The 12,366-nt window shown below is 39.6% G+C and carries 10 protein-coding genes; all 10 read right to left on the minus strand.

The window, feature by feature from the left end; translation table 11 throughout:
• Positions 1 to 634: 634 nt before the first annotated feature.
• The gene (gene cspD, locus B9P78_RS00100; RefSeq protein ID WP_094517569.1) at positions 635 to 835 is read right to left on the minus strand and encodes a cold-shock protein CspD; all 201 of its coding nucleotides are present in this window, start codon (positions 833 to 835) and stop codon (positions 635 to 637) included.
• Positions 836 to 1,025: 190 nt separating this feature from the next.
• Entirely contained in the window at positions 1,026 to 1,727 is a 702-nt protein-coding gene (gene radC, locus B9P78_RS00105) for a DNA repair protein RadC (protein WP_094517570.1), read from the minus strand.
• Between the two features lie 116 nt (positions 1,728 to 1,843).
• A complete protein-coding gene (locus tag B9P78_RS00110) occupies positions 1,844 to 3,520 on the minus strand; it encodes a formate--tetrahydrofolate ligase (protein WP_094517571.1) in 1,677 nt (558 codons plus the stop codon).
• A gap of 224 nt (positions 3,521 to 3,744) precedes the next feature.
• Entirely contained in the window at positions 3,745 to 4,389 is a 645-nt protein-coding gene (locus B9P78_RS00115) for an HAD family phosphatase (protein ID WP_094517572.1), read from the minus strand.
• On the minus strand, positions 4,367 to 5,605 hold the full coding sequence (locus B9P78_RS00120) for a folylpolyglutamate synthase/dihydrofolate synthase family protein (RefSeq protein WP_094517573.1): 1,239 nt from the start codon (positions 5,603 to 5,605) through the stop codon (positions 4,367 to 4,369). The genes B9P78_RS00115 and B9P78_RS00120 overlap by 23 nt, the downstream gene beginning before the upstream one ends.
• 241 nt (positions 5,606 to 5,846) lie before the next feature.
• Positions 5,847 to 8,486: a valine--tRNA ligase gene (locus B9P78_RS00125; RefSeq protein WP_094517574.1), complete on the minus strand. Its 2,640-nt coding sequence runs from the start codon at positions 8,484 to 8,486 to the stop codon at positions 5,847 to 5,849.
• A gap of 801 nt (positions 8,487 to 9,287) precedes the next feature.
• Complete coding sequence (locus tag B9P78_RS00130; RefSeq protein WP_094517575.1) at positions 9,288 to 9,686, minus strand: rhodanese-like domain-containing protein; 399 nt, start codon at positions 9,684 to 9,686, stop codon at positions 9,288 to 9,290.
• Positions 9,687 to 9,722: 36 nt separating this feature from the next.
• Entirely contained in the window at positions 9,723 to 10,691 is a 969-nt protein-coding gene (locus tag B9P78_RS00135; RefSeq protein WP_094517576.1) for an ROK family glucokinase, read from the minus strand.
• A 97-nt stretch (positions 10,692 to 10,788) separates the two neighbouring features.
• Positions 10,789 to 11,364 (minus strand): 5-formyltetrahydrofolate cyclo-ligase, encoded by a 576-nt coding sequence (locus tag B9P78_RS00140; RefSeq protein ID WP_094517577.1) that lies wholly within the window; start codon positions 11,362 to 11,364, stop codon positions 10,789 to 10,791.
• 16 nt (positions 11,365 to 11,380) lie between these two features.
• Complete coding sequence (locus B9P78_RS00145; protein ID WP_094517578.1) at positions 11,381 to 12,049, minus strand: rhomboid family intramembrane serine protease; 669 nt, start codon at positions 12,047 to 12,049, stop codon at positions 11,381 to 11,383.
• Positions 12,050 to 12,366 lie beyond the last annotated feature (317 nt).

The raw sequence follows: 12,366 nt of genomic DNA on the forward strand, positions 1-12,366 counted from the left end.
ATTTTAGATGCATGCAAGAAAATAGTGAAGGTGCTGAATTATAAAGAAGGATTGGCTGCTGTCAATCTTTTTTCATTTTACTTATTAATGCTTCAATTAATTGGATTTTCTAGGTGATGTTATAGGAATATATAGGTGTCGACGTGTCCAGGAATATTTTCATATGGCACTAGAGGGTCCAGTTCTTGGGGACCAGTTTATTTTTGCTAGAATTCATTTACTTCCCTAAATAGGTGAATAAACTCATGGGATTATGATTTATTTGGCGCGATAGATGAAAATATTGGGAAAAATTCACTTATTCTGTTAAATAAATGAATTCATCCAATATCGTTCATTTATTGCATGAAATAGATGAACGATTCACAGTAAAATTAATTTATAACCTCCAATAAGTTAAGAACTTAGCAAATTATTCACTTATTTAATCAAATAGTTCAATTATTACCAAAAACGAATCGATGGTAGGTTTGAAATAATTTCCCACCACTATTTGTAAAAGAATCAAAATATAATGATATTGCTACAATTTCATGCAAAACCCATCTAGTCCCATGCATGCAAAAAGACCAGTTAAGTTTGCACTTAACTGGTCCTTCGGGCTTTTAAACCCTAATTGTTAGTATAATTAAAATTATGCTTTAACAACGTTTGCTGCTTGAGGACCACGGTTACCATCTTCGATTTCGAATGATACTTCTTGGCCTTCTTCTAAAGATTTGAAACCGTCGCCTTGGATAGCTGTGAAATGTACGAATACATCGTCAGCACCGTCGCGTTCGATAAATCCAAAACCTTTTTCTGCGTTAAACCATTTAACTTTACCTGTTTCCATAATTGAAAATCCTCCTCGTGCACATGCACTTATTTCTTTAGTAATTCTTGCATGGCTCGAGTAAAACTTTTATGTGCTAAGCACGTTTAAAAATTGTATAACTTTTTACCTATCCAAAAATCCTTAAACTTATTATAGCACGGTTAAATTTTTAAAGCAATGCTTATTCATTATTATTTTTTTTATATAGCTAGAATATGCCCAGTTCCTGTAAACTCAGAAAATTATCATCACCTACAATAATATGATCTAGGACCTCAATCCCTATCAGGTCACCACTTTCAGCCAAACGTTTGGTAAATTCAATATCTGCTTGAGATGGTGAGGGATTTCCAGAAGGATGGTTGTGGGCAACGATAATTCTGGCTGCGGAGCACCGAACACCCTCTTTAAAGATCTCTCTAGGGTGTGCGACACTAGAATTTAAAGTTCCTATAAAAATAATTTTCTCCTTAATAATCTGATTTTTCGTATTTAAATAGAGTGCAAAAACATTTTCCTGTTGTAAATCCTTTAATTTTTCTATGCAATAATCACCCGCATCTTTGGTGGACATAATCACACCTTGTTTTTCTTGATTGGTTTGGTACAATCGCCGGCCAAATTCGATAGCTGCTTGGATTTCTACTGCCTTTGCCGGACCGACACCGGATACTTGAATTAAATCGTGGAAAGAAGCCGTTCGCAAATCGTATTGGGTACCAAACTGTTGCAAAATTTTCATGGCCAATTGAATCGCATTGAGCTTGCGGTTACCCGTCCGTAAAATAATAGCTAGCAGTTCGTAGGAAGTTAAAGATTGAGCGCCATGGGCAATTAAACGTTCTCGTGGCCGGATTTCTTCTGGTAACTCATGAATTGTTGTTTTCACTAATAATTGGTTTTCAGTCATTATTTCACACCCCTCTACTTAATTTATACGAATAAATCATTGAAAAGCGCCTAAGATAGTGACTGAAACAAAGAAGACATGACCAAAATGGTCATGTCTTCTATATAAGATTGAAATTAGAACAAGCCCACGATTTCGCCATCCGCTTTGATATCCATATCCAAAGCTGCTGGATGTTTCGGCAAACCAGGCATAGTCAATACGTCCCCAGTAAGCGCCACAATGAACCCTGCACCAATCTTTGGTACCAACTCACGTACAGTTACCGTAAAGCCTTCAGGACGACCTAAAGCCTTAGGATCATCGGATAATGAATATTGGGTCTTAGCCATACAAACTGGTAAATTACCCCAGCCATTACGTTCGAAGCGACGCATTTGATTGCGAGCTTTTTTAGAGAAAACGACATCGTCTCCACCATAAATTTTTTGCACGATAGCACGCGCTTTTTCTTCAATTGAAGTAGTGTCATATGCATATGTTGCTTGGAATTCTTGGTCTTTATTGTCGATTGCGGCTACGACTGCATCCGCTAAATCAACGCCACCTTTACCACCGTTCTCCCACACAGAAGATTTCACACAAGTAACGCCTAGTTCAGCACATTTATCAAAGACTACTTGTTCTTCTTCAGCTAAATCAGTGACGAACTCGTTTACAGCAACAACAACTGGCACTTGGAAGCCTTGCATTGTTTCAATATGTTTTTGTAAGTTTGCAAAGCCTTTTGCAACGGCTTCAGGATTGGCCCCATTGTTTAAATCTTTGACTGCAACACCACCGTGCATTTTTAATGAACGAATGGTTGCGACAACAACAACGGCATCCGGTGCTTTGCCTAATACAGGTACTTTGATGTCCATGAATTTTTCAGCACCTAAATCAGCACCAAACCCAGCTTCTGTCACGACATAATCCCCTAATTTCAAGGCAGCATGCGTTGCAACTACTGAGTTACAACCGTGCGCGATATTCGCAAAAGGACCACCATGCACGAAGGCTGGTGTATGTTCTAAAGTTTGTACCAAGTTAGGCGCAATGGCGTCTTTCATAATTAGGGTTAAAGCCCCTTCAACCCCTAAGTCAGCAACTGTGACAGGTTGACGGTTGGTATTTTCACCAATGACGATGCGGGCAAAACGTGCACGCATGTCTTCAAGGTCAGTGGATAAACATAAAATCGCCATGATTTCAGAAGCCACCGTAATATCAAAACCATCTTCACGAGGGTAGCCGTTCGCTACACCCCCTAAACCAACGATAACTTGACGTAGCGCGCGATCATTCAAGTCGAAAGCACGTTTCCAAGTGACACGACGCACATCAATATCTAATTCATTACCTTGGTGAATATGGTTATCAATAATTGCTGATAAGGTATTATTGGCTGTTGTAATTGCATGCATGTCACCTGTGAAATGTAGGTTAATATCTTCCATTGGGACAACTTGTGCGTAACCACCACCAGCTGCACCACCCTTAACACCCATTGTTGGGCCAAGAGATGGTTCTCTTAAGGCAATCATCGTCTTCTTACCGCGTAAAGTTAAGGCATCACCTAAACCAACAGTTGTCGTCGATTTCCCTTCACCCGCCGGCGTTGGATTGATGGCAGTCACTAAAATTAATTTACCATCTTCCTTATTTTCCAATGCTTTTAATGTCTTTGCAGGAATTTTTGCTTTGTATTTACCGTACAAGTCAATATCATCGGCATCGATACCAATGCGGTTGGCAATCTCTATAATTGGTAATTGTTCATTTTGTTGGGCAATTTGAATATCTGTTAACATAACAAGACCCTCTCTCTTCATCTATTTAGCAATGCTCATTGCAATGATTCTAACATATTTTTCAGCGCTTAAAATATATTTTGCGAATATTTTTGTAATTATCAAATATATTTAATGCATTTTTACTGTTTAAACGAACTTTTATGCGATTTTACTACGCTATTGTTCGCCTATATAAAAAGAACGCATTCACCCAAACCAGCAAACACGTTCTTCCTACTAAATTAATCTAAAAATGGCAAAGCGTCACCTAAGCGGCCAACTACTGCGACCACTCGTTCGTAAGTCAACTCATCCGGTGCTACTAAATCAGGCACCATAATCACGTCTAAACCAGCTTTATAGGCTGCATTCACGCCATGAATAGAGTCTTCTAAGACAATGGTCTCTTCTTTGTTTAAATGATAATCAGCAACGACCTTTAAATAAATTTCTGGATCTGGTTTCGCGTTGGTCACTTGGTCACCAGCAACAATCCCTTTAAAATATTTACGTATGCCAGTTGCTTCTAATAAATATTCAACAGTGTCCAAATTGGTAGATGATGCTACATAGCAATCTACCCCTCGAGCATCTAAAATATCTAAGACTTTCAATAGGTCATCTTTCATATCTGGCACTTGGTCTTTGATGACTTCTAAGTAGCGTTTATCTTCGCGGGCAAGTAGTTCTTTTGCCTTGTCCATATCGCCAATCATTTCCGCATACATTGCTAAGGTTTCTTTCTCGCCAACACCCACGTACTTAAGATAGTCTTTCATCTCGAATTCAATGCCCATCGCATTAAACCCTTCTTTATTTACTTGCGCGTAAACTTTCTCAGTGTCTAGCATTAAGCCATCCATATCAAAAATTACTGATGTTTTCATAAATATCCCCACTTTGTAGTTTTTCTCGAACTTCGCTAATAAAGTAGAAGGAACCGCAGAAAATGAATACGGCTTCAGGTTTATTATGTGCGACTTCCATATAGTAATCATACCAATTTTCTACAAAATGCGCATCTGTATCTTCTAAATAATCTTCGCGGCTACGCGCGTCATAATAATCAAAGCTCGTTACATGGAAATCAATCTCAGAGAAGGTCGCCACATAGTCTAACGATTCTTTGATATCTTTACGTGTTAAAGCTGCAAATAGCATGATCACTTCACGCTCGGCAAAAGATTTTTGAATTTCAGGTACCAGCACTTGAATCGCTGAAATATTGTGGGCACCATCGATATAAGTTTCTGGTAAGTCGACAACACGTTCTAAGCGTCCAGGGATTTTTGTTTCATGAATGGCTTCGATAGCGATGTTTTCATCAAAATGTAAATGATTCACTTCGGTAAAATGACGGAAGGCAGCCAGGGCTGTTTGTGCATTCCAAACTTGGTAGAAACCTAATTGTGGCACTTGAACCGCAACTTCTGATTTATAGGAAATTAATTGACCCTCGTTTTCATTTACTACTTTTTGGATAATATCAATGTACGCTTGATCCATTTCACCAATAATCGTACGGTCACCCTGGTGAATGATACCCGCTTTTTGTCGTGTAATTGCTGCTTCGTTTTTACCAAGACCTGGAATATGGTCACGACCAATTGAAGTGATCACACGAACAGCTGACGGTAATACATTTGTATAGTCAGTTTTACCACCAATACCCACTTCAACAATCATCAAATCAATATTTACTTTGCTTGCATGGACAAAATATGCAAGTGTTAAGACTTCAAAATAGGTCATTGCCGGAATGTGTAAATCCTCAACGTGCTGACGTACTTCATTCATTAATTCGATAAAAGCACGATCACTGACATCTTCTTGATTGTAGCGAATACGTTCGCTCAATTGAACTAAATGAGGAGAGGTAAATAAGAGTGTTGAATAGCCATGGTCACGAGCAATTTTTTCAATATAACGACATGTTGAGCCCTTACCATTTGTACCAGTGACATGAATGGCTGGTGCTTTTAATTCAGGATGGCCAAGGTTAGCTAACATATCTTTCAATCGTTGTATATCTTTGGGAGCACCCTCGGTGTATACGTTCATCCATTGCTCAATTTGTTCCATGTTTTGCATTAATACTTGCATGCTAAATGCCCTCCAAATTCAAAATAAAAAAGCCTACTCCTAAACTAGATACATCGTTGAGTAGTACGCTTCTTTGTGCAAGAAAACATCTTACCGAATGCTATTCTAGCATGGAAATGCTTTCTTGACTATATTATTTTTGTAAATACATTTGAATAAAATTTACCGATTCTTTACAATTTACTTGCAAAAAGGAGGATTCTAAGTCAGAATCCTCCTTTTAACCGAACTATTTCAAATGTTATTCGCCACGTAATTCGGCAATGCGTTCTTTGGTAGATGCCAATTTATCTTGGTAATCTGATCCTTTTTGACGTTCTTCATCAACAACAGCCGTTGGTGCATTGTTGACAAAGCGTTTATTTGATAATTTCTTCTCAACACGGTCAACTTCTGATTGCCATTTCTGTAATTCTTTTTCTAGACGTGCAATTTCTTCTTCAATGTCGATGAAACCAGCTAGCGGTAAGTAAATGTCCCCTCCGTCAAAGAATAAAGTAACAGCTTGATCAGGTGCTACAGCTTCTGTATCCACAGTCAATGTTTCAGGATTTGTGAAACGATTGATGAAAGCAACATTATCAGAAACAGCTTGTCCAATTTCTTGGTTACGCGGTTTAACGATAATGTCGATTGGTTTAGACAAGGCAACGTTTTGTTTGTTTCGTGCGTTACGGATGGCTTTAACCAATGAAATCACATAGTTCATATCGCTCGCTGCTTTTTCATTTGATAGACTTTCGTCGACTGTTGGATACGCCGATGTAACGATTGATGCTTCTTTATGTGGAATGTGTGCCCAAATCTCTTCAGTCACAAATGGCATAATTGGGTGCATCAAACGTAAGATGTTGTTTAATGTATAAGCTAGCACAGAACGTGTTGTCTTTTTCGCAGCTTCATCTTCAGATTGTAAAGTTTCCTTAGCCATTTCGATATACCAGTTACAGAATTCGTCCCAAATAAAGTGGTATAAAGCACGTCCAGCTTCACCAAACTCGAAGTTATCAAAGTTGCTTGTTACGGACGCAATTGTTTCATTCAAACGTGTCAAAATCCATTGATCTTTGATTTCAGTTACATTTGAAAGGTCAATTTCATCGTAAGTTAAATCATCAAGATTCATGATTGCATAGCGAGATGCATTCCAAATCTTGTTGATAAAGTTCCAAGCCGCTTCAAGTTTTTCTTCGTTATAACGAATATCTTGCCCAGGCGTTGAACCTGTTGTTAGGAACCAACGTAGCGCGTCAGCACCATATTGTTCAACAACATCCATAGGGTCAACACCATTACCTAATGATTTAGACATCTTACGGCCTTGGCTATCACGGATTAAACCATGAATTAGGACATTCTTGAATGGACGACGACCTGTAAATTCCAAACCTTGGAAGATCATTCGCGCAACCCAGAAGAAGATGATGTCATAACCTGTTACTAAGGTAGACGTTGGGTAGTAGCGTTTGAAGTCTTCAGATTCAGTATCTGGCCAACCCATAGTTGAAAATGGCCACAAAGCAGATGAGAACCATGTATCTAATACATCTGGGTCTTGCGTCCAATTTTCAGCATCTTCAGGTGCCTCTAAACCAACATACATTTCACCAGTTTGTTTATGATACCAAGCTGGAATTTGATGTCCCCACCATAATTGACGTGAGATAACCCAATCATGTGCATTCTCCATCCAAGTTTTAAAGGTATTTTCAAAACGTGGTGGGTAGAAGTCAACACGGTCCTCTGTATCTTGGTTAGCTAATGAATTGTCAGCTAACGGTCGCATTTTTACAAACCATTGCGTAGATAAACGAGGTTCAACTACTACACCCGTACGTTCAGAGTGACCAACTGAGTGGACCATTTCTTCAACACGAAGTAAGTTACCTAATTTATCTAGTTCTGCTACAACAGCTTTACGAGCTTCTTCACGTGTCATACCTTCGAAGCGACCAGCATTTTCGTTCATTGTGGCATCAGCGTTCATCACATTAATGCGTGGCAAATGATGACGGTTCCCAACAGCGAAGTCATTTGGATCATGGGCTGGCGTAATTTTTACAATACCTGTACCAAATTCACGTTCAACATAGTCGTCCGCAATAATTGGAATTTCACGACCTACAATTGGTAGGGTAACAGTCTTACCAACTAAGTGGGCGTAACGATCATCTTTAGGATGAACCGCGATGGCAGTATCCCCTAACATTGTTTCAGGACGTGTTGTGGCAATTTCAACAGAGCCACTACCATCAGTTAATGGGTATGATAGGTGGTAGAATGCACCTTGGTCATCAGAATAGATGACTTCCATATCTGATAGCGCAGTTTGTGCTTTTGGATCCCAGTTAATAATGTATTCACCGCGATAGATTAAACCTTTGTTGTATAGGTCAACAAAGACTTTACGAACAGCCTTGTTAAGCCCTTCATCTAAGGTAAATCGTTCACGCGAATAGTCCACAGAAATACCCATTTTCGCCCATTGCGCACGGATTGTTTCTGCATATTCTTCTTTCCAGTCCCAAACTTGGTCAACAAATTTTTCGCGACCTAAGTCATAGCGAGAAACGCCTTCTTCAGCTAATTTTGCTTCAACTTTTGCTTGCGTTGCAATACCCGCATGGTCCATACCTGGTAACCATAAAGTATCATAGCCTTGCATACGTTTTTGGCGGATAGCCATATCTTGTAACGTTACATCCCAAGCATGACCCAAGTGTAATTTACCAGTTACATTTGGTGGTGGAATAACGATGGAATAAGGTTCAACAGTCTTATCCCCATTTGGTTCAAAAACGCCAGCTTCTAGCCATTTGTCATAACGACCGGCTTCAACCGCGTTTGGTTGGTATTTGGTAGACATATTTGTCTCTTTCATGAAGCTTCCTACTTTCTGAATGAAATTTTTGGCAAAAGAAAAGCCCTGTACTACAGGTATCTAAACTAGATCATCCATAGTATAGGGCGCAAATTTACTTGCTCGGTACCACCTACATTTTTACTCAAGGCATGCCAAAAGTAGACCTTTCATCCATCCGGCAACCTATTGGACATGATAACGGTGTCGACCGACGTAAATTGGCTTCTGCCTGTGATGCAACATTTATTGGTTTGTTTACTTGCTCCCAGCACCGCAAGCTCTCTTCGAAACGCCACAACAAAACTCATCACTTTACTTATATTATTTGCACCAAATATCATAGCACGTCCGTCGCCTTAAATCAAGTTTGCACATTATGATAGCTTAGGTTTTCTTGTGTAATAGCTACTTACGGATCCCTCCAAGTAGGTATATGTATCCTTAATGTTCTGGCAAATTCGGCACTTGCCCTTATATAAAAAAGAGGATGGGACAAAGGATTAAAATCATAGATTTTTCGCCCTTACAGTGTACGTTCCTTGTGAGCCGTGGGGCCATTGAAAGCCAGGGTCTTTCAATTTGAAATCGAGCCAAGGTCTCGATTTCATCCTCTTTCACAGCTAAGCAACTACACTTTCAGTCCTTTAACCTGTGCCCATGATATATTTCAATCAAAATTTATAAGAATTTTTTCAAAGTAAAAGGCGTACACAACTCTTTTTAAGAATTGTGTACGCCTTTTTAGAGGCCTTTTGTCCCATCCTCACTTTTCTTGTTGCATTTTCACCGATTAAGCATTAAAAACTGTTGCTCAATTGATTAATTTGCTCTTTTTACCTTGCCAGTCCAATCACGCATGCCACCATCTAAGATATAAATATTTTCATATCCAGCTTCACGTAATTTTTTCGCTACTCGACCAGTTAAGTTATTCACATCTGCATAAAGGTAGATTGGTTGTGTTTTGTTGAAACCAGGTACGCCTTGTTGCAAAGTTGAATAAGGCACGTTACGTGCGCCAAGAATGTGCGCTGAGTTGTATTCATTGGCTTCACGAATATCCACTACTTGTGCTGAATGCATTGTTTGTTGGAAATCCTCTTGTGAGATTATCGTTGCGTTATTTTTACGTAATAGGTAGTTGTATAACCAGAAACCTCCCCATATTAATAACACAACAATCAAGATAATCCATGAAATCATTCCAAAATTAATCATTTACTATTTTTCCCTTCTTTACCAAATTACGATCAATTAAATATTTGCCATTACCAATGAAGCAGCGCCATAAACGCCAGCATCATTACCTAGTGTTGCTAATTTGATGTGCGTTGTTGCACCCACACCAGGATATACTGATGCATTAAAATGTTGGGTTACTTTATCCAAAAGGTATTGACCAGCATTTGCAACACCACCACCAATTAAGATGTATTTAGGGTTCGTTACAGCAGCAATTTGCCCTAAAGCACGTCCCAAGTGGCTCATGGTTTCGTCAACAACCGCTTCCGCAAATACATCCCCAGCTTGCGCAGCTTTGAAAATATCTTCTGATGTCACCTTATCACCGTTGAAGATTCGACCTTGGATGGCAGAACCCGTATCGTCCATCGCATATGCAAGTTCACCGGCAGTCCAAACAATCCCTGACGCTGAAGCGACAGTTTCTAAACAACCGTGTTTACCACATGTACATTTACGACCATCTTCTTTAGAGAACATATGACCAATTTCACCGGCAGCACCTTGACCCACTACTAATTGGTTGTTGACGATGACACCACCACCAACACCCGTACCTAATGTCACTAGAACAACGTCGCTCGCATGATCACCGGCACCCTTCCATTGTTCACCAAGCGCTGCAACATTGGCATCATTTTCAATAAAAATTGGCCAATCGGCGTTGAAGTAACTACGGATAGTATCAGCAACAGGTTGCTCATCAACCCAGTTTAGATTGTAAGCACCCGTAACGGTACCTTTTTCGCGGTTGACAACACCTGGAGAGCCCATACCAACACCTAAAATATCATCATTGGTCCAGTTATTTTCTTTCATCTTCGCATCAATTGCTTGGTTCAAGTCATGAATAATGTGTTGTCCTTCGTCTTTGTTATCCGTAGGTACTGACCATTGATCAATAATGTCACCTTCAGTTGAGACTACGGATAATTTAATTGACGTACCACCTAAGTCGATACCAAAAATTTTCTTTGTCATTATACTAACTCCCTTTTTAAATTGCATGTTTATTCTTATTTTATCAGACTTTCATCAAAAAGATTAGCCCCTTTTGAAAAAAATGTTACCGGTTGCATCATTGGATATCTTCAGCGCATAAAACATGCTTGACCGGGATATCAAAATCATCTTGGTCAAAACGTATTGCTTGGTCCATCATACCTGGCAAGGCCAGAGAAATGGTTTGACCCGGATAATCTGCTAAATAAATATCATAGTATCCCCCACCATGACCAATTCTAAAACCTTCTTTAGTGAAGAATAAACCAGGGACAATTATCAAATCTATCTCTTTTTTGTCGACAAATGTCGCTTCATCTGTAGGCTCTAAGATACCAAACTTAGTACGTGCCAATTGAGCTACCCCTTCAAACACGCCAAAAGTCATTTGACGTTTGGGTAAGGTTTTGGGGACAAGAACTTGTATGCCGGCTGTTATCGCATAGTCTATGATTGGCTTGGTATCGATTTCGCCAGGATGTGACATGGTGACTGCTATTGTGTGCGCAGATACAAAGGCTGGGTGGTTGAATAATTGCGCGTATAAATCAGCCTGCATGCGAATCCGGTCAGCTTGGGGCAAGGTTTGCCAATAGGCGAACACGTGGTCGCGAATAGCTTGCTTGCTTAGGGTTGTGGGTACTTTTTCCATTTAAATTACACGCCTCCTATGGCATAATCACGTTGGCTGTTCCTTGATTTAGAAGGATGAAGATGGCGATAATCAGATACACGGCAAGAGACCCGATGCGCTGCACTTTCCGGTCGTCGTGGCCTTCGCCCTTCATCAGGGTCATGGTGATGAGGAAACCACCTACAATACCACCTATATGGCCCCAAATGTCGATCCCAGATCCTAGGAAGCCGAAAACCAAGTTAATACCAATTAGGGTCATGTATTGAGAACCCAGACTTTGGATATAACGGTTCGATGGATATAGATTTCGCAAGGCCAAAAAGACAGCGAAGAGCCCAAATAAAGCTGTTGACGCTCCCGCTGAAACATTATCTGAGAATTGGTAAGAGAATAAATTTCCCATAATGCCTGCGGTCAAATAAATAACCAAATATTTCCAGTGACCTAGAATGTTTTCCACCATAGAACCTAAATAATACAAGGTAATTGTGTTAATCAATAAATGCATCCAGCCAATATGCAGGAAAATTGGCATAATCAAGCGCCAATACTCTCCCGCTGCAATCAGTGGGTTAAACTTCGCCCCGAACAAAATCAAGGTCAATGCCGACTCAGATCCACCCATCACTTGCATCGCAAGGAAGAGCACTACTTGAATCGCAATCAACCCATAAGTGACATATGGTTTCTTATTTGCCATCGTAAACTCCTTCAATCATATGAAAATTGCTGTTGCTTAAAATCATACCTTACATTATACCCTAGTCGCCGCCAATTAACAGTCACGACCATTTCCAAATAGTGTGGGTAAATGAAAAAGACCCACAACCTGTGTACACAAGCTGTGGGTCTCCAATAGTAAATACGTATTTATTATTTGTGTTGTTACCGAGTCAGTTGTCTAACTAAAGTTAATTATTTAACTTCACGGGTTAAATAATATCATTTACCACACGTCCCCACTAGTATAAAAACCGCTTAAAATAAGGCTTTTCAGACAAATTTTAGTCGTTAAAA

Source organism: Aerococcus sp. 1KP-2016, assembly GCF_002252085.1.
Classification (GTDB): domain Bacteria; phylum Bacillota; class Bacilli; order Lactobacillales; family Aerococcaceae; genus Aerococcus.

Excerpts from the sequence above, each read along its gene's own strand:
- B9P78_RS00120 (WP_094517573.1), bottom strand. The coding sequence starts at position 5,605 with ATGCAAGTATTAATGCAAAACATGGAACAAATTGAGCAATGGATGAAC.
- B9P78_RS00130 (WP_094517575.1), bottom strand. The coding sequence starts at position 9,686 with ATGATTAATTTTGGAATGATTTCATGGATTATCTTGATTGTTGTGTTA.
- B9P78_RS00135 (WP_094517576.1), bottom strand. The coding sequence starts at position 10,691 with ATGACAAAGAAAATTTTTGGTATCGACTTAGGTGGTACGTCAATTAAA.
- B9P78_RS00110 (WP_094517571.1), bottom strand. The coding sequence starts at position 3,520 with ATGTTAACAGATATTCAAATTGCCCAACAAAATGAACAATTACCAATT.
- radC (WP_094517570.1), bottom strand. The coding sequence starts at position 1,727 with ATGACTGAAAACCAATTATTAGTGAAAACAACAATTCATGAGTTACCA.
- B9P78_RS00115 (WP_094517572.1), bottom strand. The coding sequence starts at position 4,389 with ATGAAAACATCAGTAATTTTTGATATGGATGGCTTAATGCTAGACACT.
- B9P78_RS00125 (WP_094517574.1), bottom strand. The coding sequence starts at position 8,486 with ATGAAAGAGACAAATATGTCTACCAAATACCAACCAAACGCGGTTGAA.
- B9P78_RS00140 (WP_094517577.1), bottom strand. The coding sequence starts at position 11,364 with ATGGAAAAAGTACCCACAACCCTAAGCAAGCAAGCTATTCGCGACCAC.
- B9P78_RS00145 (WP_094517578.1), bottom strand. The coding sequence starts at position 12,049 with ATGGCAAATAAGAAACCATATGTCACTTATGGGTTGATTGCGATTCAA.
- cspD (WP_094517569.1), bottom strand. The coding sequence starts at position 835 with ATGGAAACAGGTAAAGTTAAATGGTTTAACGCAGAAAAAGGTTTTGGA.